General features: G+C 69.8%; 27 protein-coding genes and 1 pseudogene. 13 read left to right on the forward strand and 15 right to left on the reverse strand.

Going from position 1 to position 24,988, the window contains the following annotated elements; genetic code table 11:
* Positions 1 to 8: 8 nt before the first annotated feature.
* Genes OG447_RS29570 through OG447_RS29580 form a run of 3 tightly spaced genes read right to left on the reverse strand, consistent with a single transcriptional unit; the run spans position 9 to position 2,250 of the window.
* Positions 9 to 1,112, reverse strand: coding sequence for an ArsO family NAD(P)H-dependent flavin-containing monooxygenase (locus tag OG447_RS29570; RefSeq protein WP_266940502.1), 1,104 nt, complete (start codon positions 1,110 to 1,112; stop codon positions 9 to 11).
* Positions 1,109 to 1,900 carry an MIP/aquaporin family protein gene (locus tag OG447_RS29575; RefSeq protein ID WP_266940503.1) on the reverse strand — a complete coding sequence of 264 codons (792 nt, stop codon included), beginning with the start codon at positions 1,898 to 1,900 and terminating at the stop codon, positions 1,109 to 1,111. Before OG447_RS29575 ends, OG447_RS29570 begins: the two co-directional genes overlap by 4 nt.
* A gap of 35 nt (positions 1,901 to 1,935) precedes the next feature.
* The gene (locus OG447_RS29580; protein ID WP_266940504.1) at positions 1,936 to 2,250 is read right to left on the reverse strand and encodes a helix-turn-helix transcriptional regulator; all 315 of its coding nucleotides are present in this window, start codon (positions 2,248 to 2,250) and stop codon (positions 1,936 to 1,938) included.
* Between the two features lie 76 nt (positions 2,251 to 2,326).
* Between OG447_RS29580 and OG447_RS29585 the strand changes: the two genes are divergently transcribed.
* Genes OG447_RS29585 through trxA form a run of 4 tightly spaced genes read left to right on the forward strand, consistent with a single transcriptional unit; the run spans position 2,327 to position 4,750 of the window.
* A complete protein-coding gene (locus OG447_RS29585; RefSeq protein ID WP_266940505.1) occupies positions 2,327 to 2,956 on the forward strand; it encodes a three-helix bundle dimerization domain-containing protein in 630 nt (209 codons plus the stop codon).
* A 47-nt stretch (positions 2,957 to 3,003) separates the two neighbouring features.
* Positions 3,004 to 3,423, forward strand: coding sequence for an arsenate reductase ArsC (locus OG447_RS29590; RefSeq protein WP_266940506.1), 420 nt, complete (start codon positions 3,004 to 3,006; stop codon positions 3,421 to 3,423).
* Positions 3,424 to 3,427: 4 nt separating this feature from the next.
* The gene (gene trxB / locus OG447_RS29595) at positions 3,428 to 4,393 is read left to right on the forward strand and encodes a thioredoxin-disulfide reductase (protein WP_266940507.1); all 966 of its coding nucleotides are present in this window, start codon (positions 3,428 to 3,430) and stop codon (positions 4,391 to 4,393) included.
* A 30-nt stretch (positions 4,394 to 4,423) separates the two neighbouring features.
* Entirely contained in the window at positions 4,424 to 4,750 is a 327-nt protein-coding gene (gene trxA / locus OG447_RS29600; RefSeq protein ID WP_266940508.1) for a thioredoxin, read from the forward strand.
* 366 nt (positions 4,751 to 5,116) lie between these two features.
* On the opposite strand, the gene OG447_RS29605 is transcribed toward trxA, so the two are convergent.
* The 4 genes from OG447_RS29605 to OG447_RS29620 form a co-directional block, all read right to left on the reverse strand.
* A complete protein-coding gene (locus OG447_RS29605; protein WP_266940509.1) occupies positions 5,117 to 7,108 on the reverse strand; it encodes an amino acid transporter in 1,992 nt (663 codons plus the stop codon).
* Between the two features lie 60 nt (positions 7,109 to 7,168).
* Positions 7,169 to 7,387 carry a DUF4118 domain-containing protein gene (locus OG447_RS29610; protein ID WP_266940510.1) on the reverse strand — a complete coding sequence of 73 codons (219 nt, stop codon included), beginning with the start codon at positions 7,385 to 7,387 and terminating at the stop codon, positions 7,169 to 7,171.
* Complete coding sequence (locus OG447_RS29615; protein ID WP_266940511.1) at positions 7,369 to 7,614, reverse strand: hypothetical protein; 246 nt, start codon at positions 7,612 to 7,614, stop codon at positions 7,369 to 7,371. Before OG447_RS29615 ends, OG447_RS29610 begins: the two co-directional genes overlap by 19 nt.
* A 408-nt stretch (positions 7,615 to 8,022) precedes the next feature.
* Positions 8,023 to 8,592: a TerD family protein gene (locus tag OG447_RS29620; RefSeq protein ID WP_266940512.1), complete on the reverse strand. Its 570-nt coding sequence runs from the start codon at positions 8,590 to 8,592 to the stop codon at positions 8,023 to 8,025.
* Positions 8,593 to 8,768: 176 nt separating this feature from the next.
* Between OG447_RS29620 and OG447_RS29625 the strand changes: the two genes are divergently transcribed.
* Positions 8,769 to 9,179 carry a BlaI/MecI/CopY family transcriptional regulator gene (locus OG447_RS29625; protein WP_266940513.1) on the forward strand — a complete coding sequence of 137 codons (411 nt, stop codon included), beginning with the start codon at positions 8,769 to 8,771 and terminating at the stop codon, positions 9,177 to 9,179.
* 4 nt (positions 9,180 to 9,183) lie between these two features.
* Positions 9,184 to 10,122, forward strand: a complete 939-nt coding sequence (locus tag OG447_RS29630; protein WP_266940514.1) for a M56 family metallopeptidase — start codon at positions 9,184 to 9,186, stop codon at positions 10,120 to 10,122.
* A 64-nt stretch (positions 10,123 to 10,186) separates the two neighbouring features.
* Here OG447_RS29630 and OG447_RS29635 read toward each other — a convergent pair whose 3' ends face one another.
* The 3 genes from OG447_RS29635 to OG447_RS29645 form a co-directional block, all read right to left on the reverse strand.
* A complete protein-coding gene (locus tag OG447_RS29635; protein ID WP_266940515.1) occupies positions 10,187 to 10,642 on the reverse strand; it encodes a tellurite resistance TerB family protein in 456 nt (151 codons plus the stop codon).
* A 106-nt stretch (positions 10,643 to 10,748) separates the two neighbouring features.
* Entirely contained in the window at positions 10,749 to 11,714 is a 966-nt protein-coding gene (locus tag OG447_RS29640) for a sporulation protein (protein WP_266940516.1), read from the reverse strand.
* An 86-nt stretch (positions 11,715 to 11,800) separates the two neighbouring features.
* The gene (locus tag OG447_RS29645; protein WP_266940517.1) at positions 11,801 to 12,022 is read right to left on the reverse strand and encodes a hypothetical protein; all 222 of its coding nucleotides are present in this window, start codon (positions 12,020 to 12,022) and stop codon (positions 11,801 to 11,803) included.
* Positions 12,023 to 12,432: 410 nt separating this feature from the next.
* On the opposite strand from OG447_RS29645, the gene OG447_RS29650 reads away from it, so the two are divergent.
* The 3 genes from OG447_RS29650 to OG447_RS29660 all read left to right on the forward strand — a co-directional run bounded on the left by OG447_RS29650 (position 12,433) and on the right by OG447_RS29660 (position 15,461).
* Positions 12,433 to 13,764 carry a hemolysin family protein gene (locus OG447_RS29650; protein WP_266940518.1) on the forward strand — a complete coding sequence of 444 codons (1,332 nt, stop codon included), beginning with the start codon at positions 12,433 to 12,435 and terminating at the stop codon, positions 13,762 to 13,764.
* Positions 13,761 to 14,789, forward strand: a complete 1,029-nt coding sequence (locus OG447_RS29655) for a hemolysin family protein (RefSeq protein ID WP_266940519.1) — start codon at positions 13,761 to 13,763, stop codon at positions 14,787 to 14,789. The genes OG447_RS29650 and OG447_RS29655 overlap by 4 nt, the downstream gene beginning before the upstream one ends.
* A 111-nt stretch (positions 14,790 to 14,900) precedes the next feature.
* Positions 14,901 to 15,461 carry a hypothetical protein gene (locus OG447_RS29660; protein WP_266940520.1) on the forward strand — a complete coding sequence of 187 codons (561 nt, stop codon included), beginning with the start codon at positions 14,901 to 14,903 and terminating at the stop codon, positions 15,459 to 15,461.
* Positions 15,462 to 15,676: 215 nt separating this feature from the next.
* Here OG447_RS29660 and OG447_RS29665 read toward each other — a convergent pair whose 3' ends face one another.
* Both OG447_RS29665 and OG447_RS29670 read right to left on the reverse strand, forming a co-directional pair.
* The gene (locus OG447_RS29665) at positions 15,677 to 16,354 is read right to left on the reverse strand and encodes a cation transporter (protein ID WP_266940521.1); all 678 of its coding nucleotides are present in this window, start codon (positions 16,352 to 16,354) and stop codon (positions 15,677 to 15,679) included.
* Complete coding sequence (locus OG447_RS29670; RefSeq protein ID WP_266940522.1) at positions 16,354 to 16,689, reverse strand: helix-turn-helix transcriptional regulator; 336 nt, start codon at positions 16,687 to 16,689, stop codon at positions 16,354 to 16,356. The genes OG447_RS29665 and OG447_RS29670 overlap by 1 nt, the downstream gene beginning before the upstream one ends.
* A gap of 212 nt (positions 16,690 to 16,901) precedes the next feature.
* Here OG447_RS29670 and OG447_RS32385 point away from each other — a divergent pair.
* Together OG447_RS32385 and OG447_RS29675 are read left to right on the forward strand one after the other, a co-directional pair.
* A pseudogene (locus OG447_RS32385) lies at positions 16,902 to 17,033 on the forward strand (IS5/IS1182 family transposase); the annotation flags it as partial.
* A 548-nt stretch (positions 17,034 to 17,581) separates the two neighbouring features.
* The gene (locus OG447_RS29675; protein ID WP_266940523.1) at positions 17,582 to 18,757 is read left to right on the forward strand and encodes a hypothetical protein; all 1,176 of its coding nucleotides are present in this window, start codon (positions 17,582 to 17,584) and stop codon (positions 18,755 to 18,757) included.
* A 272-nt stretch (positions 18,758 to 19,029) separates the two neighbouring features.
* On the opposite strand, the gene OG447_RS29680 is transcribed toward OG447_RS29675, so the two are convergent.
* Both OG447_RS29680 and OG447_RS29685 read right to left on the reverse strand, forming a co-directional pair.
* Positions 19,030 to 20,367: a class I SAM-dependent RNA methyltransferase gene (locus OG447_RS29680; RefSeq protein ID WP_266940524.1), complete on the reverse strand. Its 1,338-nt coding sequence runs from the start codon at positions 20,365 to 20,367 to the stop codon at positions 19,030 to 19,032.
* 117 nt (positions 20,368 to 20,484) lie between these two features.
* Entirely contained in the window at positions 20,485 to 22,536 is a 2,052-nt protein-coding gene (locus OG447_RS29685; protein ID WP_266940525.1) for an APC family permease, read from the reverse strand.
* 220 nt (positions 22,537 to 22,756) lie between these two features.
* Here OG447_RS29685 and OG447_RS29690 point away from each other — a divergent pair, with 220 nt between their 5' ends.
* Both OG447_RS29690 and OG447_RS29695 read left to right on the forward strand, forming a co-directional pair.
* The gene (locus tag OG447_RS29690; RefSeq protein WP_266940526.1) at positions 22,757 to 23,425 is read left to right on the forward strand and encodes a TrkA family potassium uptake protein; all 669 of its coding nucleotides are present in this window, start codon (positions 22,757 to 22,759) and stop codon (positions 23,423 to 23,425) included.
* Positions 23,422 to 24,084, forward strand: a complete 663-nt coding sequence (locus OG447_RS29695) for a TrkA family potassium uptake protein (RefSeq protein ID WP_266940527.1) — start codon at positions 23,422 to 23,424, stop codon at positions 24,082 to 24,084. The genes OG447_RS29690 and OG447_RS29695 overlap by 4 nt, the downstream gene beginning before the upstream one ends.
* Before the next feature lie 172 nt (positions 24,085 to 24,256).
* Here the strand turns inward: OG447_RS29695 and OG447_RS29700 are convergent, their stop codons facing one another.
* The gene (locus OG447_RS29700) at positions 24,257 to 24,985 is read right to left on the reverse strand and encodes a DUF3159 domain-containing protein (RefSeq protein ID WP_266940528.1); all 729 of its coding nucleotides are present in this window, start codon (positions 24,983 to 24,985) and stop codon (positions 24,257 to 24,259) included.
* Between the last annotated feature and the right edge of the window lie 3 nt (positions 24,986 to 24,988).

Consider the following 24,988-nt stretch of genomic DNA (forward strand, 5'->3'; position numbering starts at 1 on the left):
ACCACTGTTCAAGTGCTGTCGGTTCTCGCGTGGACAGAGCCACCCGTCCGAGCGTCAGGGTTCAGACTCTCCGAGATGTCCCGGGCTGCGTCGCGGGCAGTGCGGCCGACGCCGATCAAGGTGGCGGAGGCGGGGCCGGTCCAGTCGCCGTAGCCGAGCATGTGTAGCCGCGGTTCGTCGACGGCCCGGGTGCCGACGGTTGCGATGTGGCCACGGGTGCCGCGCAGCCGCAGTGAGGCGAAGTGGGCCAGGGCGGGGCGGAAGCCGGTGCACCAGATGACCGCGTCCGCTTCAGCGACGGCGCCATCGGCCCACTCGACGCCGGTGGTGGTGAGCCGGGTGAACATCGGCTTCGCATGCAGGAGCCCGGCGTCGCGGGCGGCACGTACGGGCGGCACAGCCACGATGTCACCGAGGGAGGCCACGCCACCGATGTCGGAGCGGCCGGCATCCAGCGCTTGGCGGCGGGCGGTACCCGCGTCGAAGAGCGCGCGGCCGTCGATGTCGTCGGCCAGGTAGCGGGGCGGACGTTGGGTGACCCAGGTCAGTTCGGCCACAGAGGCCAGGTCGGCGGCGATCTGGGCACCGGAGTTGCCGCCGCCGACCACGATCACCCGCTGGCCTGCGAACTCGGCTGGGCTTTTGTACTGCACCGTGTGGAGCTGGCGGCCGGAGAACTCCCGGCGACCGGGGACGGCGGGGATGAACGGGCGGGTCCAGGTGCCGGTCGCGCTGATGACCGCGCGAGGCCTCCAGTCGCCCGAATCGCTCTCGACGCGGAGGAACTCGCCGTCGCGGTGGACGGCGTCGACCCACACGCCGCGCTGGACCGGCAGCTCGTACCGCTTCTCGTAGTCGGCGAGGTACTCCACGACATGCTGCGCGTCCGGGTACGTCTGGCCGGGCTGGGCGGGCATCAGCCGCCCGGGCAGCGAGGAGTACTGCGCCGGGGAGAACAGATGGAGGGAGTCCCAGGTGTGCTGCCATGCCCCGCCGGGTGCCGCCCGGGCATCGAGGATGACGTGCTCGACGCCCAGCCGGCGCAGGTGGTAGCCGGCGGCAAGCCCTGCTTGGCCGCCGCCGATCACCACCACATCCGTGCGCTGCGTCATGCCGCGGGCTGCTCCGTGCTGCTCTTGCCGCGCATGAAGATGACCGCCACCAGGGCCAGGCCCACCACCGCGCCCACGAGCTGCACGCCGACGAACGCCGGGACCGAGGCGGGGGCGATTCCCGCGAACGTGTCGGTGAAGGCGCGGCCGATCGTCACCGCCGGGTTCGCGAAGGACGTGGACGAGGTGAACCAGTACGCGGCCCCGATGTACGAGGCGACCGCGACGGGAGCAAAGCGGAGCCGGTCGGTACGGGCCAGGCCGAAGATCAGCAGGATCAGGCCGGCGGTCGCGACGACCTCACCGAGAAGGAGGTTTCCGGCCGAGCGATCGTGCGTGGACCACTTCACCAGCGGCTCGCCGAACATCGCGTCCGCGAGGATCGCCCCTGCGATCGCACCGACAATCTGCGAGGGCACGTAGACAGCCAGCTCGCGGGCGGTGACTCCGGCGCCGCCGCGGCGGGCGGTCCACCACTCGGCCAGGGTGACGGCCGGGTTGAAGTGCGCACCGGAGACCGGACCGAGAAGGGCGATCAGCACGCCGAGGCCGAAGACCGTGGCGGTGGAGTTGGCCAGCAGCTGCAGGGCCACGTCCTGGGTGAGGTCGGTGGCCTGGATGCCGGAGCCGACTACGATCGCGACCAGGGCCGCGGTGCCGACCAGCTCGGCGGCGGCGCGGGCGATCAGCGGGGTGCGGGGCGGGGTCGCGCCGGGTGCGGGCTGGGGCTCGTCGGCGGCTATGTCGCTCTCCGCTGCGGGGGCGGCGACGGGCTCGGTGGCGGTCAAGACGGGTTCTCCTCGGGCAGGTGAGGCAGAGCAGGCTACGGGCAGGACCGCTTGAGGTTCGCTTCGGCGGTGGCACGCGCGGTCTGGGCGAGGTCGGCGAACCGGCCGGCGAGGGCTTCGATGACTTCCGGGCGCAGGCGGTAGTAGATGTACCTCCCGCATGGCTCCGTCTCCACGACCCCGGCCTCGCGCAGCACCTTCAGGTGGTTGGAGAGGTTCGTCTGCTTGGCACCCGTCTCTTCCACGAGGTGGGTGGTGCACAGCGTCTCGCGGGCGAGCAGGGTCACGATCTGGAGCCTGAGCGGGTCGGCCAGAACCCGGATCAGATCAGTGTCGACTGACGTCATCATGTGCTGATACTGTCACATCATCTGGGGCTGACACCAGTCCGAGCTGACCTTATTGGCTCCTTTGAACGGGAACGCCATGTCCACGTCCTCCTCGCCCCTCCTGCCGGACGAACGCCTGGCCGCGGGGGCTGCCCGTCTCGCCTCCCGGTACGCCGGCCACTTCGCGCCGGAAACCGTGCTGAGCCTGCTCGCCGACTCCTACGCACGTCTTGCCGAACAGGCACGGATCCGCACGCACCTGGTCGTGCTGGCGGAACGACTGACCTCCGAGCGCCTGGACGCCCTCGCCCACACCCAAGGGCTGACGAGCGGGCCGACCCGAGTGCTGTTCGTGTGCAGCCAGAACGCCGGCCGCTCCCAGATGGCCGCGGCTCTCCTGGCGCACCGGGCAGGCGAGCGGGTAACGGTCTCCTCCGCGGGCACCCACCCCGCCGACGCAGTGGAGCCGCACATCGCTCAGGCCCTCACCGAAGCCGGCGTGGACCTGGCCGACGCCTACCCCAAGCCGCTGACCCAAGAGGTCGTCCAGGCCGCCGACATCGTGATCACGATGGGCTGCGGCGACGCCTGCCCCGTCATGCCCGGCCGCCGCTACCTCGACTGGCCCGTCGCCGACCCCGATGGGGCGCCGATCGCCGTCGTTCGCGACATCCGCGACGCCATCGACGCCCACATCACCGAGCTGCTCACCCAGCTCGCCCCCTGAAGCCCCACCGATCCCCACCGCAGTCGCCTCACCCCAAGGAAGAACAGATGTCCTCCGCTCCTGCCGTCTCCGTCCTGTTCGTCTGCATCCACAACGCGGGCCGCTCCCAGATGGCGGCCGGGTTCCTGCGCCACCTCGCCGGCGACCGCGTCGAGGTCCGCTCCGCCGGTTCCATGCCTGGCGAGCAGATCAACCCCTCGGCCGTCGCCGCGATGGCGGAGCTGGGCATCGACATCTCCGACCAGAAGCCGAAGGTCCTCACCCCCGAGGCCGCCCAGGCGTCCGACTACATCATCACCATGGGCTGCGGCGACGCCTGCCCGTACTTCCCCGGCAAGACCTACCTCGACTGGCAGCTCGAGGACCCGGCCGGGCAGGGCGTCGAGGCCGTCCGCCCCATCCGCGACGAGATCAAGGGCCTCATCGAGGGCCTGATCGCCGAGATCGACGCCAAGAAGCAGGCCTGATCCCGTGACCGACGCGACCACCGCGGCCGACGCCATACGCAACGTAATCATCATCGGCTCCGGCCCCGCCGGATACACCGCCGCCCTCTACACCGCCCGTGCGCAGCTGAAGCCCCTGCTGTTCGGCAGCTCGATCTTCGTCGGCGGTTCGCTGACGACGACCACCGAGGTGGAGAACTTCCCAGGCTTCCCGGACGGTGTCGACGGTCCGGACTTGATGGACAACATGCGCGCCCAGGCTGAGAAGTTCGGCGCCGAAATGATCGACGACGACATCGTCTCCGTCGACCTGACCGGCGCCATCAAGGAAGTCACCGACTCCGAGGGAACCGTCCACCGCGCGAAGGCGGTGATCATCGCGACGGGCTCCGGCTACCGCAAGCTCGGCCTCCCGCGCGAGGAGGAACTGTCCGGCCGAGGCGTGTCCTGGTGCGCCACCTGCGACGGGTTCTTCTTCCGGGACCGCGACATCGTCGTAGTCGGCGGCGGCGACACCGCCATGGAAGAAGCCACCTTCCTCACCCGCTTCGCCCGCTCCGTCACCATCGTCCACCGCCGCTCGGCCCTGCGTGCCTCCCAGGTCATGCAGAACCGCGCCTTCTCGGACGACAAGATCTCCTTCCTCTTCGACAGCGAGATCACCGAGCTGGAGGACAAGGACGGCATGCTGGCCGGCCTCACGGTGCGCAACGTGATCACCGAAGAGACCCAACACCTCGACGTGACCGGCCTCTTCATCGCCATCGGCCACGACCCGCGCACCGAGCTCTTCACCGAACAGCTCGACCTGGACGCCGAGGGCTACCTCAAGGTGCACTCGCCCTCCACGCGCACCAGCCTCCCCGGCGTCTTCGCCGCGGGCGACGTCGTCGACCACGCCTACCGCCAGGCCATCACCGCCGCCGGCACCGGCTGCGCCGCCGCCCTCGACGCAGAGCGGTACCTCGCCGCCCTCGCCGACGCGCGCTAACCACCGCCACACACGAGAGGAGGCCGCACCATGGCCCTCAAGAGCGTGACCGACGCATCCTTCATCGAGGACGTCCTCCAGAGCGACCAGCCCGTACTCGTCGACTTCTGGGCCCCCTGGTGCGGCCCCTGCCGCCAGCTGGCCCCCTCGCTGGAGGCCATCGCCGCCGAGCACGGCAAGCGGATCAAGATCGTCAAGCTGAACATCGACGAGAACCCGGAGACAGCCGCCGCGTACGGCGTCATGTCCATCCCGACGATGAACGTCTTCGTCGGGGGCAGGGTCGCCAAGACCATCGTCGGGGCCAAGCCCAAGGCCGCCATCGAGCGCGAACTGCGCGACCTGCTCAAAGCCTGACCCGAGGCCATTGGCCTGACCGCAAGCTGTGACCAGCATGTGCTGGTCACAGCTTGTGCGTTCTGGGGCGGAGCCACGTCATCCGGGCGGGCCCACAGGTCAGCACGGAAGCGGAGGCATGATCTGTAGCTCAGCCCCGGCGAACACCAGGCAGCGCTCGCCCTGCGCGAGGTGACACCGGAACGGGGGTGCGGTCACCCATCAGCGGCCGACACCACACGCCAGGAACCGAAAGCCGCGACGGAGCAGTGAAGTTGGACTGTCAGTGGGGTCTGGTATGTGACAGGCGGAATCCGCGTCTGCGCACGGTGTGCCTGGCGCGTTGCCGTGGTCTGCCCGGCTGCAGCGGCCGGTGAGCGGGCGGGGTCAGCCGCCGACGTGGATGCCGGGGCGGCGGTCGGGGTCGGGCTCGTGTTTGCGGATGATCTCGCGGGTGACCGGGGCCGTGTCGCCTCGGCCAAGGAGGAAGTAGCGGACCATGTGGACCAGCGGGCTGCCTTCGGCCCAGGCGAAGTAGCAGTGCGGCTGGACGCCGGTGGCATCCCGCAGTGCCAGGAGGATGGCGGCGATGGCGTTCGGCGCGGCCGGTGCGGCGGCGCGCAGGATCCGGTATCCGTCGACCTCGGCACCGTGGACGGTGAGAGTGTCGCTGAAGTCCGAGGGGTCGATCACGTCGATCTCGAGGAAGATGACGTCGGCGGGGCCGGGGACCGGGTTGACGCCGCGCTGTTCGCGTTCCTTGTCGCTGTACTCGGCGGTGTCGCCGGCCTGACGGCGGTTGGCGATGAGGTTGATGGCGTTGTCGTGGGCGAGGGTGTCGGTGATGAACCGGCGGGCGTCGGCGTCGAAGACGATGCGGTCGGCGCGCAGCTCGGTCGTGCGTGAGACGCGGGAGATCAGCGACACGATGATGATTCCGGCGATGAAGAAGCCGGAGATGACGATGCCGTCGGGCTTGTCGATAATGTTCGCGACCAGGGCGTAGAGCAGGACGGCTGTGAGCAGGGCGAAGCCGATGGTGGTCGCGCGCCGGCGGTGGCGTGCGACGGAGACGGTGACGGCGAAGGCGCCGGAGACCATCATGGCGAGGATGCCGGTGGCGTAGGCGCCGGCCTGGTCGTCGACGTCGGCGTCGAAGGCGATCGTGATGAGGATGCACAGGGCGGTGTAGACGATCACGACCGGGCGGACGGCGCGTCCCCATTCGGGGGCCATGCCGTAGTCGGGCAGGTAGCGGGGAACGATGTTGACCAGTCCCGCCATGGCGGAGGCGCCGGCGAACCACAGGATCAGGATGGTGCTGATGTCGTAGACCGTGCCGAACGCCTCTCCCACATGCTCGTGGGCCAGCCACGCCAGCGCACGGCCGTTGGCGGCGCCACCCGGCTCGAACAGCTCGTGCGGAATGAGGAGAGTGGTGACGAAACTCGCGGACAGCAGGTAGACGCTCATGATGAGCGCGGCGGTGGTCAGCAGCCTGCGGGTGTTGCGGATCCGCGAGCGCAGCCGCTGCTCCTCATCCGCCCCCTCGGCGGCGACGAGCGGCATCATGCTCACACCTGTCTCGAAGCCCGACAGGCCCAGCACCAGCAGCGGGAAGGCCAGCAGCGCCGGGCCCACCAGGTCACCGAAGCCGCCCCCGCCCGCTGCGAGGGCATCGGTCCACGCCGACCAGGCCCCCGGCGTGGTGAACACATGGGCTAGGCCGATGCCGATGACGACCGCGTTCAGCACGAGGAAGATGGCGACCAAGGGGATGGCCACGCTGACCGCTTCGCTGAACCCCAACAGGAACACCCCGCCGAGCACCAGCAGCAGCGCCACCGTCAGGGCGACCTCATGGCCGTGCAGCACCGCAGGAAAGAACGGGTTCTCCACCACGTGCACGGAAGCGTCCGCCGTGGACAGAGTGATCGTGATGATCCACGAGGTGGCCACGAAGCCGAGGAGGACCAGCACGAACAGCTTGCCCCACCAGAACGGCAGCAGGTCCTCCAGCATCGCCACCGAACCTGCGCCGTGCGGGCTCTCCTTCGCCACCCGCCGGTACATCGGCAGCATCCCCAGCAGCGTCAGCGCCACGATCAGCAGCGTCGCGAGCGGCGAGACCGCCCCGGCGGCAAGGGCGGCGATCGCCGGGACATAGGCGAGGCTGGAGAAGTAGTCGACGCCGGTCAGGCACATCACCTTCCACCAGGCGTGCGGGATGGCGTGCCCCTCGTCCGCAGCCGGCCCGACCGGCTGCACCTGGTGCCGCAGCAGCCACCGCGCCAGCCCGCCGGACGGCTGAGCCCGCAGGGCCGGACTGTCCACCACTTCCGGCACAACCGGACCTTCCATGTCCTTCATGTCCCCCATCACTTTCTCCCACGGCCTCAAGACACCCGTTGACAGCAGCGCACCGGCGCCACGGCACGATCATCGAGTATGCGACCGGCAGAAGCCGCAACCCACCCCGCACCTGGCCGACGGGACATACGGTGGCGCGGCGGTGCCCGCGGCCGTGCCGACAATGACGGCCGCGACGAGGTACACCGCCAGTCCGTGGACGTCTGCGAGGCGCTCGACGCGCAGCAAGTGCGGCGGCGGCGTGAAGTAGTAGTCGGCGAGCAGCCCTGCTACGGCAGCGGCCAGCAACGCGGGAACAAGACCCCGCCCAGGGCGATCACGACGACGGCGAGCAGACAGAGCACCAGGGCAAGGGCAAGGTCCACGTGCTCGCCCAGGAGAACCAGCAGAGCGGTCAGGGCCGGGAGCGTGATCGCCGCGAGCACGATCGCCGTCCAGAAGCACCGTGTGCCGGCGGCTCGACTCGGGTGCGGCAGCCGCGGGGCCGAGGCCGACCCGTCCGCCGCAACCCCCACCGCCGCTCCGGTGATGAGAAGTCCCCGCCTGGAAAGGCTCTCGTGCCATGACGAATTCGACGACACGCAAGACTCTGCTCCGCGGGACCGTGGCCACCGCCGCGCTCGCCACCGCCGTATCCCAGGCCCGGGTCGCACACGCCGAACGGCGGGGGCGGAGGGCTGGACATCGGCATCCTGCTGTACGACGGCTATAGCCTGTTGGACCCGACCCGCCCCGCGGAGGCGCTGTCCCGGCTGCCGGGTGCGAACAGCTCAAGCCAGGCAACGCCCTGACGTCCTACGCCGCCTCGCAAGCCGACGCCTGACCGGCCGCGCTCGCGCGAGGCCAGTCAGGCCACCGAGACGGATGGCGACGCCCCCGGCGGGCCGGGCCGGACCTCCGGCCAGCCCGTCTCACCCGTCCGATCAGACGCCGAAGTCGGCGACGATCCCGGTCAGGCCGGAGGCGTAGCCCTGGCCTACGGCGCGGAACTTCCATTCGGCGCCGCTGCGGTAGAGCTCGCCGAAGATCATCGCGGTCTCGGTGGCGGCGTCCTCGGAGAGGTCGTAGCGGGCGAGTTCGGCTCCGTCGGCCTGGTTGACGACGCGGATGAAGGCGTTGCGGACCTGGCCGAAGCTGTGGCCGCGGGTCTCCGCGTCGTGGATGGAGACCGGGAAGACGATCTTCTGGATGTCCGCGGGGACGGTGGCCAGGTCGACCTTGACGACCTCGTCGTCGCCTTCGCCCTCGCCGGTGAGGTTGTCGCCGGTGTGCTCGACGGAGCCGTCGGGGCTCTTCAGGTTGTTGTAGAAGACGAAGTGCCCGCTGGAGGGCACCTTGCCGGACTCCCCGACCAGCAGGGCGCTGGCGTCGAGGTCGTAGTCGGTGCCGGTGGTCGTGCGGACGTCCCAGCCCAGGCCGACCAGTACGGCGGTCAGGCCCGGCGCCTCCTTGCTCAGCGAGACATTGCCGCCCTTGGACAGGCTCACACCCATGTCGCATCCCTCTCGTGGCCGAAGCCGGGTAGCCGAGTAGCAGAAACAGAAAACTACATTAATGTAGAAGTTGAGCCCGGTCGCGAGGGCGCGGCCGTGCTCTGCCGCGGACGCCCATCAGTACGATGAACCGCCCTGTGGAGGTAGACGGGGCCGGGCCACGGGAGGTTGACGGCATGACGGACCAGATCGACAGCAGCGCCGACGAGCCCTCCCGGCGCCGGGGCCAGGGTGAGCTGGAGGCGCAGGTGCTGGCCGCGCTGCACCGGGCTCCGGGGCCGGCCAACGCGGGCTGGGTGCAGGAGCATCTGGGGAGCGGGCTCGCATACACCACGGTGATGACCATCCTGACCCGGCTGCACGCCAAGGGCGCCGTCAGCCGCAAGCGGGCGGGCCGGTCCTTCGAGTGGACCCCGGTCGCGGACGAGGCGGGGCTCGCCGCGCTGCGCATGCGCAAGGTGCTGGACGCCGAGTCGGACCGGGAGGCCGTACTGGCCAGCTTCGTCACGGCCCTGTCGCCCGGTGACGAGAGGGTGCTGCGGGATCTGCTGGCGCAGACGACGGAAGAAGGAGAAGGGGAAGGCTGACGCAATGGGGGTCTTCGTCTTCCTGCCGCTGGTCCTACCGTTGACCGCCTGGCCCATCGCCCGCCTCGCCGAACACCATCTCCACCCGCGCGCCGCCACCTGGCTGCTCACCGCGGTCGCCGCCGTGCTCGCCGTGTGCAGCACGCTCTGCCTGGCACTGCTCGTGGTGGTCGGTACGGCTCAGCTGCCCGGTAATCCACTGCCGGACGGCTGGTCGGATCCGGAGGTGCGCGAGGCGGTGCCGTACGACGAGATCGCCGGCAAGGTGGCCATCCCGGCGCTGATCGCCGTCATCGCCTCCTGCGCGAGGGCGGCCTGGCAACACCAGCGGGTGTGTCTCCGCGCCGAGCAGGCGCTGGCAGGGCTGCCTGCCACCCAGGTGGTGGTGCTGCCCGACGAGGCCCCGTACGCGTACGCCCTGCCGGGCAGCCGGGGGGCCGGCAGGATCGTGGCCACGACCGGGATGCTGGCCGCGCTCAGCGCACCCGAGCGCCGGGCCCTGTTCGCCCATGAACGCGCCCACCTCGCCGGACACCACCACCGGTTCCTGCTGGCCGTACAGCTGGCCGCGCGGGCGAACCCGTTCCTGCGGCCCCTACGGACGGCCGTGACGTACACAGCCGAGCGGTGGGCGGACGAGGAGGCGGCGGCCCGCGTCGGTAGCCGGCGCATCGTCGCGCGGGCGGTGGGCAAGGCCGCGCTAGTCTCCCGTGGCGCCCCGATCGCGACGCTCGCGGGCTTCGCGGCCACCGTTGGTCCAGTACCTCGACGGGTTGCCGCGCTACTGGGGCCAGCCCCGGCCGCACGCCTGTGGCCGCCTGCCTTCACCGCGGTGGGCCTCGCTGCCTGGGGGGCCGCCGCCGGGACCACCGTCTCGGCACTTTCCTCGGCGAACTCGGCGGTCACCCTGTTCTTCATCCTCCATGCGGCAACCCCGCTGTGAGAGGCGCCCGGAACGCCGAAGGCCGGGGCCTCTGATCCGGCGGTCCCGGCCTTCGGCGTCCGCCTCAGAGGTCGAACTCGTGGGGCGGGAGGTCGAGGGTGTAGCAGGCTTCGCGGACGATGGCCTGCTCGGTCTTGTCGAAGTCGCCGTCGGCCCCGCCGATGACGATGCCGATCTGGATGACGGCGCGGGCCTCGGCGGGCTTCTTCTTCGCCTTGGCGATCTCCTGCATCACGCTGACCTTGCCGAGGGCGAAGTCGGCGGCCAGCTTGTCGAGGTTGGCCTCGAAGCGCCGCTGGAGGTCGGCGGCGTCGAAGTTCTGCAGCACCTCGTTGGTCGCGATCAGCTGGGTCACGCGCTGCCGCTCAGAGGCGTCGACCGTGCCGTCGGCGGCGGCGACCAGGGCGCACATGGCCATGGACGCGTCACGGAAGGCGCCGCTGGTCAGTTCGTTCTTCTTCGCCATGAGCTGGGTCTGCATCGTCGATGCGGATTCCTTGAAGCGGTCCCACAGGGCCACGAGAACTCCATCTCTGTCGAGTCGGCGGGTCCGGTCCGGACAGGCCAGACCGCACGCCGGATTTACTACAATTCTGTAGAAGCTACCAGGTCGGGGTGAGGGAGCCTCAGCTCTCGTCGTCTACCTCCTCGGCCGCTTCCTCGTCCCCCTCGAAGAAGTCGCCGACCTCGTCCACCACTTCGGCGGCGACCATCCCGCCGACGACACCGACCGCCAGGCCGGCCGCACCAGCGGCGACCACGGTTCCCATGCCCGGGCCGGAGCGGTGGCCGTGACCGTCGCCGTGCGAGCCGTGCGCGGTGCGGTGGTCGATCAGCTGCCGGATCCAGGCGTCGACCTCGGTGTTCCAGTCGCGGTGCGCGACCTCGGCGTGGGTGACCCTCTGGCGGGAGAGGGCGTCGTGACCCTCGGAGAAGAGGCCGCCGCGCTTGTCGGCTTCGAGTACGACCTCCAGCCCGGCCGCGTCGGCGAGGAAGGTCACCTCGATCTCGTTGACCTGGTGCGCGTACCGCGCGGGCGGGGTGAGCTCCAACTCCTCGTAGAAGGGCAGCTGCTGGCCGGTGCCGCCGATGCGCCCCAGCTCCAGGTCGGCCGACTTGAAGCCGAAGCCGAGCTGGCCGAGGGCTTCCAGGACCGCCTCCTGGGCGGGCAACGGTCGTACGGTGAACGGGTCGAGGTCACTCTTGTCCTTGGCGCCCGCTACCGACAGCTCGGTCCGTACGCCGAGGGCGATGCCAAGCGGCTGCCCGTACAGCTCGGTGACGGGCGTCTCCCACGGCAGCGCCACGGCGAAGGGGACGACCCGCTGCTCGCCCTCGGCCAGGCGGAAGCCGCCGCCGACGGTGAACCGGTCGAAGACGACCATGCCGTGCGACTCGCCGTCGTCGTGCTCGGCCTCGACCCGGGCGACGAGCTCCAGGGTGATGTGCTCGATGGTGAAGTCGGCCTTGCCGCCGTGGAGGCGGACCTCGCCGCTCAGGGTGCCGCCGGGCACGGCGGAGACCGGGTCCAGGACCGTGTCCACGGTCGGGCCGCCCACACCGAGCGAGCCGAGCAGCTTCTTGAACACCATGATGGCGTTCACTCCTTCATCTGTACGTACGGACTGCGGGCCGGCGGGCTCCCGCTGCGGGATACCCACCGGCCCACGGATCTGCGTTACTTGGCGGAGGTGTCCAGCGCGGCCAGCGCCTGGGCCCAGCGGACGTACTTCAGGTCGGCAAGGTCGGCGACGGTCTTGACGCCGAACGCGTCCTTCAGGTGCTCGCCCTCACGCTCCGAGACACCCTTGAGGGCCGACACGGGGGCCGAGAGTATCTCGGGCAGCGTCTTGTCCCGCCACGCCTTGTCCAGCACCTTGTCGAGATCGATCGAAGCCACGGCAGTCCTCCAGTGCGCTCACGGTCATGCTTCTACATGACTGTAGAAACGAGCATAGGGGCGGAACGTTCCACGGGGGCAACAACCAAGGGGACCTGGAGGGAAAAGTCCGGAAAACGCTCCCCCGGCCCCAGCGGCCCCTGAGCCGGCCCTGCGCACGGTCGGCCCCCTGGACGCGATCCCCGGTAGCGACTCCGGAGCGTTTAGCGGACGAAGCCCCTCCCGCATCGCCGCGGACTTTACCGGCCCTTTACGATGAGGTCGGGGACACTTCCCAGAACCCATCCGCGGACCGGAGACGGTGCCGCCGAGTACAGAAGGAGCAGCAGACCCGCAATGGGTGAACCTCCCAGTCCAAGCCGTGCCACGCCTTGCCCGCAGATGATCGCGCCGGGAGCGGGGGTGGCACGGTGACCGAAGTCCTGCTGCTCCTTCTTGCGCTGGCCCTGACGCTGGCGTGCGCGGTGTTCGTCGCTGCCGAGTTCTCGCTGACCACCGTCGAGCGCAGCGAGCTCGAACGGGCCGCCGCCGCCGGTGAGCGCGGCGCCGAAAGTGCCCTGAAGGCCGCCAAGCGCCTCACCTTCCAGCTGTCCGGTGCCCAGCTGGGCATCACCGTGACCTCCCTGGTGATCGGCATGCTGGCCGAGCCTTCCGTCTCGGCCCTGCTGCGCGGCCCTCTTGAGGCCATCGGCCTGCCCGAAGGGGCCGTGTCGACCACGGCGACCCTGCTGGGCGTCGCGATCTCCACCGTCGTTCTGATGGTGGTCGGCGAACTGGTACCCAAGAACTGGGCGATCTCCCGCCCGCTGGCCGTGGCCAAGGTCGTCGCCGGCCCCCAGCGCGGCTTCACCGCCGCGTTCGGCCCGCTGATCCGGCACCTAAACAACACCGCCAACCGCCTCGTGCGGCGCTTCGGCCTGGAGCCGGCCGAGGAGCTGGCCTCCGCCCGTACACCGGAGGAGCTGGTGGCGCTCGCCCGGCACTCCGCCCGCGCCGGCGCGATCGAGGCGGACTCCGCCGAGCTGTTCGTGAAGTCGCTGCGCCTGGCCGAACTGACCGCCGAGAACGTCATGACCCCGCGCGTCGACGTCCAGGCCCTGGAGCTCCACGCGACCGCGGCCGACGCCGCGAACCTGACCCTGGCCACGGGCATCTCCCGCTTCCCCGTCTACCGCGACACGCTTGACGAGGTCGTCGGCACCATCCACATCCGTGACGTCCTCGATCTCGACGAGGACCAGCGCAAGGTGACCTCGGTAGCCGACCTGATGACCTCCGCGCTGCTGGAGCCCCACTCCCTGCCCGTCGACACCCTCCTTGGGCGGCTGCGCAAGGCCCGCACCATGGCGGTGATCATCGACGAGTACGGCGGCACCGCCGGTGTCGCCACCATCGAAGACATCGTCGAGGAGGTCGTCGGCGAGGTCCGCGACGAGCACGATCCCATAGAGGTCGCCGACCTCATCGAAGGCCCCGAGCAGGACGGCCGCAAGGTCTGGGAGGCCGACGGCAGCGTCCGCCTCGACGAGCTGGAAGAGATCGGCCTGACCGCGCCCGAAGGTCCGTACGAAACCCTCGCCGGGCTGATCGCCACCAGCCTGGAACGCATCCCCGTCGAGGGCGACACCGTGGACCTGGACGGCTGGGAGCTGTCCGTACTCGACGTCGAACACCACCGCGCCGACCGCGTCTCCCTCACCGCGCCCGCGCAGACCGCCAACCACAAGGAGGAGGCCCGATGACCGCCATCCAGCTGCTGATCGGCGCCTTCACCCTGATCACCAACGCCTTCTTCGTCGGCGCCGAGTTCGGCCTGATCGCGGTACGCCGCAGCCAGATCGAACCGGCCGCGGCGAAGGGAAACCTCCGGGCGAAGACCACCCTGTGGGGCATCGAACACCTCTCCGCGATGATGGCCACCGCCCAGCTCGGGATCACCGTCTCCTCCCTGGTCCTCGGTGCCGTCGCCGAGCCGGCCATCGCCCACCTGCTGGAACCCCCGTTCCACGCCATCGGCGTGCCCGAGGGGCTGATCCACCCGATCGCCTTCGTCATCGCGCTCACCCTGGCGACGTACCTGCACATGCTCGTCGGCGAGATGATCCCCAAGAACATCGCGCTCGCCGCCCCGGCGCCGACCGCCCTGCTCCTCGGCCCGCCGCTGGTCGCCCTCACCCGGGCGCTGCGGCCGTTCGTCTTCGGCATCAACGCCTTCGCCAACGTGCTGCTGCGGCTGCTGAAGGTGGAACCGAAGGGCGAGGTCGGCTCCGTCTTCACCGACGACGAACTCGCCCGCCTCGTCAAGGACTCCAGCGCCGCGGGCCTCCTCGCCCCTGGAGACAGCGAACGCCTCCAGGACGCCCTCGAACTCGGCACCCGCCCCGTCGGCGAGGTGATGGTCCCGCTCGACAAGGTGGTGACGGTCCCCTACGACATCACCCCCCGACGCCTGGAGCGCACCGCCGCCGACCACGGTTACTCCCGCCTCCCCGTCACCGGACCGGACGGCCAGGAAATGCTGGGTTACCTGCACATCAAGGACGCCCTGGCCGCGGGCGACCGCTCCGCCCCCTTCCCCCGCAGCGCCATGCGCCCTGTCATCACGGTCGCCCTCGACACCCCGCTCGACGACACCATGACCGCGATGCGCGACGCGGGCACCCACCTGGCGGCCGTCGCCGCGGCCACGGGCGCGGTGGTCGGATTCGTCACGATGGAAGACCTCCTGGAGGAACTCGTCGGCGCAGCCCACGACGGCGACGCCTGATCCCCCACTCGCACACGCCGTCGGCCGGTACCCCGGAGCGGGTGCGGCCGGCGGCATGCGGGGCACAGAATCCCGGGACCGCGAAACGTTTCCGGCACCTATGCTGCGGCCGTGACCACACCCCCCAAGCTCCCCCGTCGCGGGCTGATCGCCGCGGTCCTGCTGATCGTCATAGTCAGCGCCGCCGTCACCTCGTGGCGCTGGTGGGACCGGCGCCAGGCCGGCGACTTCACGCGTGATCCGTACTTCTGCGAACTGGTCGCCCCTGAGACCATCCACCGGCTACTGCCGACGGCCTACGGCGGACGCGAGGACACGGGCTCCTGTACCTGGGCCGCCCCACGGGAGAAGGGCGTGTACCGGGCCAACGTCCACCTGCGGGCGTCACGGCTCACGGTCGACTTGGCCCGCGAGAACTTCCGCGAACAGCGCAGCGGCGACGAACTCGGCTGGGAGAAGGACACCCAGGAAGACCTGCCCGGGCTCGGCGAGGAAGCCTTCCTCCGGTTCCAGCCGCCCACCCCTGGCAAGAACATCACCGCACAGGTCATCTTCCGCCGCAGCAACATGCTGATCACCGTCGCGTACGCCCGCAGCGACGACGACCGCCAGGCCGCCCGCACCGGAGCCATCGACGCAGCCCGCGACGCGGTCGCCCTCCTGCGGCCGTGAGCCGCCGTGCCCCTACATGCCAGTCAGGGGGTCTCCACGGGGCTGGTCACCTCAGCCGGGACGAATGCCTGAGCGGACGTGGCGGCAGGGCCGGGCCTGGAGCGGATCTAACAGCACGCCGAATTCGGCTGACCAGGCGCTTCCGGATCTCAGTGGATCGAGCGGGACGCCCCGGCATGATCTTGCCGGGACTTTGATCTCACTACAGGGCGTCCCTACCCGCAGCAGCCTCCGGCGTCGCCCGATGGTGCCGGTGCCGGAGCGCAGCAGCCCTTGCCCTGCCAGGCGTCGCGGCCTTCCTTGACCGCGACAGCCGCGATCACCAGGGCGGCGATCGGGTCCGCCCACGCCCAACCGACGGTGGCGTTGAGAATCAGGCCGGCCAGCAGCACCGCGGACAGGTAGGTGCACAGCAGGGTCTGCTTAGAGTCGGCAACCGCGCTGGCGGAGCCGAGTTCGCGGCCGGCGCGGCGTTGGGCAGCGGACAGGAACGGCATCACGAGGAGGGACAGCGCGGCCAGCACGATGCCGGGGACCGAAGGCTCGGCCTCGCCGGTGCCGGCCAGCGCCCGGACCGCGTCGACGGCGACGTAGGCGGCGAGGGCGAAGAACGAGACCGCGATGATCCGCAGGGTGACCTTCTCCCGCACCTCACGGACGGCGCGGTCTCGGGCGGAGAACTGCCAGGCGACCGCGGCGGCGGAGGAGACCTCGACGACCGAGTCCAGGCCGAAGCCGATCAGGGCGGTGGACGAGGCGATCGTCCCGGCCGTGATCGCCGCGACGGCCTCGATGACGTTGTAGGTGATCGTGGCGGCGACGAGCAGCCGTATCCGCCGGGCCAGCGCGTCACGGCGGGCGGGAGACGGGCCTATCGATATCTCGGCGGCCATCAGCAACAGTCCTTCTCTTCCGCGTCCAAGCAGGTGCGGTCGGTCTCGACGGCGACTACAGCGGTGCGCAGGTCGTCGAGTGCGCGGCCGAGACGGGGGTCGGCGAGCTCGTAGCGGGTTCGGCGCCCGACCGGCACGGCCACGACCAGGCCACAGTCGCGCAGGCACGCCAGGTGGTTGGACAGCCGAGTGCGAGAGATATCCAGGGCGTTGGCGAGGTCGGACGGATGGGCCGGAGCCTCGCGCAGCATGAGGAGGATGCGGCAGCGAATCGGATCGGCAAGGGCACGACCGAACCGCACCAGCACTTCGATGTCGGGAGCGAGAGTCAACACAGCAAAGAAAGTACACGTTGTCGTGAATTCACGAAACTATGGATAGACGTCAGTCGTCCGGGCAGGCCGTGCCCGAGGACCCGGTACCCACCTGCGGTCGGCCCGCCATCCACGCTCGGGGCATCGCGCCGCCGACCGTCAGCCTGCCGCGTCGTTGCGACGCTCGGTTTTCGAGGATCGTGATGCGGCCTTGGCGAGACGGAACAGGTCGTGGTCGGCGTGCTCGCGCCCACGTCTGGCGCGAGTCGGACTTGTCGGCCGCAGCCGCTGGCACCACGGTGATCGCGGACGGCGCCCACCTCGGCTCCAGCCTGATCGTCCCGCACCGCAGACGCGCCGGACGGTGGGCTTGAGGCGGGTGCCGTCGGGTGGGATCTGGGGGCGATGACATAGGCAACGTGTCCGGGGTCCTCGGTGACGCCGCTGGCGAACCGCGGCGGCACCGCCTCAGACGGCCACCAACGAACGACTGCGAGCCCAGCCACCACAAGCGGCCATGCCTACGTCTGTCCGAATCTTCATCGCAGCCTGCCAACCCCTCGAACCCGTCCCAACCCCCGCAAGGCGGGGGTGCGGCTGAGAGCATGCCGGTGGGGCCTTCGCACGGTAGGGAGTTCAGGTGCCGCGACATCTAAACGAACGGCAACAACAGGTGCTGCAATGGGTCGCCCGAGGATGCCCTGACGGCGTATGGGAGGGAACGGGACACAAGCTCAGCTGCCAAGCCCTTCACAGCCGGGGACTGGTCAAAGTCTCCAAGCGGCAGGGGCAATGGTCCGTCGCCCTCACCAAGGCCGGCCAGCAATACCTGGACCACGGATCCCATCCGCCCGATCAACCTCGCAGCAAAGACACCGCACCCGCGCCACGGGCTGGAATCCAGTCACCCGACGTGGCCAAGAGCGAGAAATCCAGCGCCAAGGCAGTTGCGCCCGCGCCACCGCAACGAACCAGCTCCCTTCCGCGGAAGGGAGCCAAGACCGTCACGGAGCAGCTCCTGGAAGAGCTCGCCGAAGCGGGCGGACGCGTCGTCAAACGCGAAGCCAGCGGTCGGGAGACCGAGAAATGGCCGATCCGTGTTGCCGCAGCGCGCCGGTCGGGAAAGATTCCTGAGACCAAGGAACTGCACGCAGGCTGGTGCAACGACGGATACGAAATCCGGCTCGTCGACACCCCGGCCTGGCGCTTGGCCGTACTGCCACCCGTTCCCGTACCGGCACGGCTCACCACTCCACACCCCGTGGTCAAAGCTCTGCAGGCGCACGCCCAGCCCATGGCACTGACCAAAGCCGTGCAGGGCAGAGCCTTCCGCCTCATCCACGCATTGCTCACCGCAACGCAGAAGCTGGGGTATACCAGCGCGTTCGGCACGGCCGAGAGTGCCCCCGCACCACACCGCCGGCGAAACGGCCCGCCTCACTTCACCATCACAGCCCAGGGCCAGCGATGCGATTTCCTCGTCCTGCAGGAACAAGACCGCACCGAACACATCCCTACGAAGAAGGAACTCGCGGACGCGGAGAAGAACTCCTGGGTCAGGATTCCTCGGTACGACACCTCCCCCGCCGAACGCCTGCGAATCTGTGTCGGCGGCGGGCTGCGACACAGGGCCGGCGAGTGGGCCGATACGGCCGCACGCCCCCTTGAGGACCAGCTCGCCGAAATCGTGCAGGAAGTGGGACTTCGAGGCGAGGCCGCCGAACGCAAACGACTGGCCGACCTGGAGGCAGCACGGGAGAAGCGGCTCCAGTGGGAAGCCGCGATGCAACGGGCAAAGATGGACTTCGCCGAGGCAGCCCGAGTCCAGCATCTCGAAGCGCAAGAACGAGCATGGCGCCGCGCAGCGGGCCTGGCCGAGTACGTCGACGCCCTCCGCCTCCACGCACAGACCTTGGCGACCGGACCGGAGAGGGACGGAGCCGAGGCATGGATCGCTTGGGCCGCCGACTACGCGGAACGCCTGAACCCGCTCAACCGGACGCTCCGCCTGCCCGAGATTCCCGAACCTCGCGCCAGCGACCTGCAGCCGTTCCTGCACGGATGGAACCCCTACGGCCCCGGCTACTAGTCGCAAGCTCCCTCGAATTATCACAGAGCGTAATCGAAGAGGGGAAGCGGAGCGCCGGTCTAACGCCGACCAACTCGGTCACCCGCTACCGGAAAGGGCGCCCCCCACAGCAAGATCACAATCTGCTGCGAGACGCGCCCTTCCGCGACTGACGGGCCATCAGGCATCGCTGGCGGCGTGCGTCAAACGTGCGTCACGAGCGTCGAATCAGCGTCAAGATATCGCCCACAACGCACACAGCGCACATAATGCACACTGCCCTAACCTGCAGGTCAGAGGCCCTTTCCAATGGGTTCAAGGATCGCGACGCACTCGACATGATGGGTCATCGGGAAGAGGTCGAAGACGCGCAGGGTGCGGACCTTGTAGCGGTTCTCCTTGAAGTAGCCCAAGTCGCGGGCCAGGGCTGCCGGGTCGCAGGCCACGTAGGCGATGCGGCGGGCCGAGAGGCCCGCGATGTGGCGGACCGTCTGCTTGCCCGCGCCCGCGCGGGGCGGGTCCAGGACGACCAGGTCGCACTCCGTGATGCCGGTCTTCGGGAGGATCTGCTCGACCTTGCCCTGCTCGATCCGGACCCGGGGGAAGTCGGTCAGGTTGTGCCGGGCGTCCTCGACGGCGCGCTTGGTCGACTCGATGCCGAGTACCGCGCCCGTGTCGCCGAGCCGCTCGGCCAGCGCGCCCGCGAAGATGCCGACGCCGCAGTACAGGTCGAGGGCCATCTCGCCCTTGCGCGGCATCAGGCCCTGCATGACGGCCTTGATCAGGGTGTCGGCGGCCTGCGGGTGGACCTGCCAGAAGCCGCCCATGCCGACCCGGTAGGTACGGCCGTCCGCGCGCTCGCGGACGAAGGGGCGGCCGTGGACGCGGTGGACGCCGCCGTCCTTCTCCTCGACCCGGAGGACCGAGACCGGCTTGTCCAGCTCGACGAGCGGGAGGCGGCCGCCGGGGCGCGGGGTCAGGACGACCTGGCGGTCACCGGAGCCGGAGGCCGCGATGGCCTCGACGGTGGCCATCTGCGGCCAGTCCTGCTTCTCGATGCCCAGCTCGCTGACGCCCGGCGCCGCGATCATGCAGTGGTCGATCGGCTCGATCTCGTGCGAGCGGTGCTTGCGCAGGCCGACGATGCCGTCCTCGTCGATGGCGAACTGCACGCGGGTGCGCCACTGCGGGACCTGCCCGGCGGGAACCTTGTCGCCCTCGGCCGGCATGACGGTGCCGTCCCAGCCGGCCTCCTCCGGGGTGAGGCCGGCGAGCCGCTTCAGCTGCTCGGCGACGACCTCGCCCTTGAGCCGGCGCTGCGCGCCGGGCTTGGCGTGCTGCCAGTCGCAGCCGCCGCACTTGCCGGGGCCGGCGTACGGGCAGGGGGCCGGGACCCGGTCCTTGGAGGCCTCCAGGACGGTGACGGCGTCGGCGCGCAGGTAGCGGGAGTCCACGTCGCCCTCGGTGACCTTCGCGACGATCTTCTCGCCGGGCAGGGTGTGGCGGACGAACAGGACGCGTCCGTCGTCGGTCCGGGCGATGCAGTGCCCGCCGTGCGCGACGGGGCCGACCTCGACCTCGTACTCCTCCCCGACCAGTGACTGCTTCTCGTTCTGCTCGGCGCTCGTCATGGTGGGGAGACTCCAAAAACCTGAAACGGGGAACGGCCGGACGACCGACCCACCAGTTTACGTGGATCTCGTCCGGCCGTTCGCCAACCGTCCGTCCGCTGCTTCCCGGACGGGCCTTTACTTCCCCGACGGGGCCTTGGGCGGCCGCGGGGTGTCGACCGGGCCGCGGCGGACCGCACCCGGGGCGTTCCACTCCTGACGCTTCTTCGCCCGCCTCTTGGCGAGTTCCGAGGACTCCAGCTGGTAGGGCACCGAGGTGACCATCACGCCGGGGGTGAAGAGCAGCCGGCCCTTGAGCCGCAGCGCGCTCTGGTTGTGCAGCAGGTGTTCGTACCAGCGGCCGACGACGTACTCCGGGATGTACACGCTGACGGCGTCGCGCGGGTTCTCGCTGCGCAGGCCCTTCACGTACTCCACCACCGGGCGGGTGATCTCCCGGTACGGCGAGTCGAGGATCTTGAGCGGGACGTTGATCCCGCGCCGGTCCCACTCCTCGCGCAGCGCCTTGGTCTCGGCCTGGTCGACGCTGATGCTGAGCGCCTCCAGGGTGTCCGAGCGGGTCAGCTTGGCGAAGGCCAGGGCGCGCAGCGTGGGCTTGTGGACCTTGGAGACCAGGACGATCGAGTGGACCCGCGAGGGCCGCACGCTGTCGTCGCTGGGGCCCTCGGCGGCTGCGATCTCGGCGGAGACGCGGTCGTAGTGCTTCCGGATCGCGCTCATCGTGCCGTAGAAGATCAGCATGCCGAGCAGGGCGACCCAGGCGCCGTGGGTGAACTTGGTGGCGAGGACGACGACCAGCACCATGCCGGTGAAGAAGGCGCCGAAGGTGTTGATGGCCCGGGAGCGGTGCATGCGCCGGCGGGCGGCGGGATCGCGCTCCGACTTCAGGTGGCGGTTCCAGTGCCGGACCATGCCGATCTGGCTCAGCGTGAAGGAGACGAAGACGCCGACGATGTAGAGCTGGATCAGCTTGGTCGAGTCCGCGTCGTAGACCCAGACGAGCAGTATGGCGGCGCCCGCGAGCAGCACGATGCCGTTGGAGAAGGCGAGCCGGTCGCCCCGGGTGTGCAGCTGGCGCGGCAGGTAGCGGTCCTGGGCGAGGATCGAGCCGAGCAGCGGGAAGCCGTTGTACGCGGTGTTCGCGGCCAGGAACAGCACCAGCGCGGTGGCCGTGGCGAGCAGGATGAAGAGGAAGCTGCCGTTGCCGAAGACGGCCTCGGCCACCTGCGAGATGACCGGGTTCTGGACGTATTCGGAGCCGACCGGGGTGCCGTCCCGCAGCAGGTCCTCGGCGGGGTGCTCGGCCATCCGCACGTCGGTGGCCATGGCCAGGCCGATGATCCCGCAGAACATGGTGACCGCCAGGCCGCCCATGTAGGCGAGGGTGGTCGCGGCGTTCTTGCTCTTGGGCTTGCGGAAGGCGGGTACGCCGTTGCTGATGGCCTCGACGCCCGTCAGGGCCGCGCAGCCGGAGGAGAAGGCGCGCAGCAGCAGGAAGACCATGGCGAAGCCGGCCAGACCCTCCTGCTCGGGTTTGATCTCGAGGTCGGCGGTCGGCGCCGTCATGGTCTCGTCGAGGACGATGCCCTTCCAGGCACCCCAGGCGATCATGACGAATACGGCGGCGACGAACACGTAGGTCGGAATCGCGAAGAGCTTGCCGGACTCCTTCACGCCGCGCAGGTTCATCAGCGTGAGCAGCAGGATCATGACGGTCGCCGAGAGCACCTTGTGCTCGATGACGAAATCCACGGCGGAGCCGAGGTTCTCGACTCCGGAGGAGATCGAGACGGCGACGGTCAGGACGTAGTCGACGAGCAGGGCGCTCGCCACGGTCAGGCCGGCCTTGGGCCCGAGGTTGGTGTTGGCCACCTCGTAGTCGCCGCCGCCGCTCGGGTAGGCGTGGACGTTCTGGCGGTAGGAGGCGACGACGGTGAACATCAGCACGACGACCGCGGCGGCGATCCAGGGGCTGTACTGGTACGCCGACACGCCCGCGATCGACAGGACCAACAGGACCTCGCCAGGGGCATATGCCACCGAGGAGAGCGGGTCGGACGCGAAGACGGGAAGGGCGATCCGCTTGGGAAGGAGGGTTTCTCCGAGGCGGTCGCTGCGTAGCGCCCGGCCGATCAGGATCCGTTTGGGCACGTCGGTCAGTTTGGACACGCAGAGGATCGTAAGCGTTCGAAATCAGCCTGACGAACCCCCCACCCCCTCATACCGCAATCCCACCGCAATTCCTCCCCGCCCGCACCACGACTGCGCCCCAACAGGCCCCAGCGGTGACCACCCCTGTGTAGCTTGGGCCATGGTCTGAGACCCTGTTAAACCAGAGCATGCAATGAGGCTGGGAACCAGCGAGTCGCTGACAGCCGGAAGGACGGCCGTGCACATCGTCATTATGGGCTGCGGAAGAGTGGGCTCCGCCCTCGCGCAAACCCTGGAACAGCAAGGGCATACGGTCGCCGTCGTCGACCAGGACCCCACGGCATTCCGTCGGCTCGGCGCCGGATTCGGCGGCCGCCGCGTCACCGGGGTCGGCTTCGACCAGGACACCTTGCGCGAGGCCGGGATCGAGGACGCGGGAGCCTTCGCCGCGGTCAGCAGTGGTGACAATTCCAACATCATCGCCGCTCGCGTGGCCCGGGAGATGTTCGGCGTCGAGAACGTCGCAGCCCGCATCTACGACCCCAAGCGCGCCGAGGTCTACCAGCGCCTGGGCATCCCCACCGTCGCCACCGTGCGGTGGACCGCCGACCAGATGCTGCGCCGGCTGCTGCCGTCCGGCGCCGAGCCCCTGTGGCGCGACCCCAGCGGGGCGGTGCAGCTCGCCGAGGTGCACACCTCCACCGCTTGGGTCGGCCACCGGATCAGCAAGCTGCAGGAGGAGACCGGCGTACGGGTCGCCTTCCTCACCCGCCTGGGTGAGGCCGTGCTCCCGACGTCGGCGACGGTGCTCCAGGAGGGCGACCTCGTCCACGTGATGATGCGTACGGACGAGATCGACAAGGTCGAGGCGGCCTTCGCCGAAGGCCCCGAGGAGGCACACGCATGAGAGTCGCGATCGCCGGGGCAGGCGCGGTGGGCCGTTCCATCGCGGGCGAGCTGCTGGAGAACGGCCACGAGGTGCTCCTGGTCGACAAGGCGCCGACCGCCATCTCCGTGGAGCGGGTGCCGCAGGCCGAGTGGCTGCTGGCCGACGCCTGCGAGATCACCTCGCTGGACGAGGCCGCGCTGCAGCGCTGCAACGTGGTCATCGCGGCGACGGGTGACGACAAGGTCAACCTCGTCGTCTCGCTCCTCGCCAAGACCGAGTACGGGGTCCCCCGCGTGGTGGCCCGCGTCAACAACCCGAAGAACGAGTGGCTCTTCAACGAGTCCTGGGGCGTCGACGTCGCCGTCTCCACCCCGCGTCTGATGTCCGCGCTGGTCGAGGAGGCCGTCAGCGTCGGCGACCTCGTCCGGCTGCTGCGCTTCAGCCACGGCGACGCCAACCTGGTCGAGCTGACCCTGCCGCCCGACTCCTCGGTCGCGGGCACCCAGATCAGCGAGATCACCTGGCCCGAGGACACCTCGCTGGTCACGATCATCCGCGGCAACCGGGTGCTCACCCCGCACGGGGAGGAGACCCTGGAGCCGGGTGACGAGCTGCTCTTCGTGGCCGCCCAGGCCCGTGAGGAACAGCTGGAGGACCTCCTCCAGGCCCGCCGGTAGCCCTGCGGGCAGGCTCGCACGACGAAGGGGGGCGGGCCCGACCTGGTGGTCGGGCCCGCCCCCCTTCGTGCTACCCGGCCGTCCCGTTCGGGTGCGGCGCCGTTGCCGGGGCTCCGCCCCAGGCCCCGCGCCTCAAACGCCGGCGGGGCTGGAGGGTGTCGGCGGGGCTGAGTTAGGGCCGGTTCTCGCGGGCCGCGGCTTCGGCGGCCTCCTTGGCCTCCCACTCCGCGATCACGTCGATCGGCGGCGGGGCCTTCGCCAGGAACGCCCAGGTGAAGTACACCGCCAGCACCATCGGCGGGAGCTTCAGCGCGATCAGGACCCAGCCCAGCTGCGTCGCGTCCCCCCACCAGTACAGCGGGAAGAGGATCGCGTACTTGGCGAGGAAGATGATCCCCCAGGCCAGGCTGGCCTTGGTGTAGGCCTTCTTCCGTCCCGGGTTGCGGGTGCGCCAGGACAGGTTCTCCCGGAACACCGGCCCCAGGACCACGCCGAGCAGCGGGAAGCCCACCAGCGCGGAGACCGTGAAGGCCACGCCGAGACCGGCTCCGTAGATCATGCCGGGCAGGTAGAAGCCCTTCGCGCTGCCCGTGAAGAGGGCGAAGGCCACGCCCACGCCCACGCCGAAGACCCCGCTGAAGGCGTGCTTCACCGTGTCCTTGCGCAGCAGCCGGACGATCACCAGCAGGACCGCGACCGCGCCCGCCGCGATGGCGGACAGCTTCACGTCCTTGTTGATCGTGTAGATCATGACGAAGAGCAGCCCGGGGAGCATCGTCTCCACGGTGCCCCGGATGCCCCCGAAGGCGTCGAAGAGCGCCGCCTGGGTGACCGCGTTCTGGTCCTGGGCGGGCGGGGCGGCGGGGTCCTGCGGGGTGGTCGGTTTGTCGAGTGACGTCACCGG

Origin of the sequence: Streptomyces sp. NBC_01408 (assembly GCF_026340255.1) — a bacterium.
Taxonomy (GTDB): domain Bacteria; phylum Actinomycetota; class Actinomycetes; order Streptomycetales; family Streptomycetaceae; genus Streptomyces.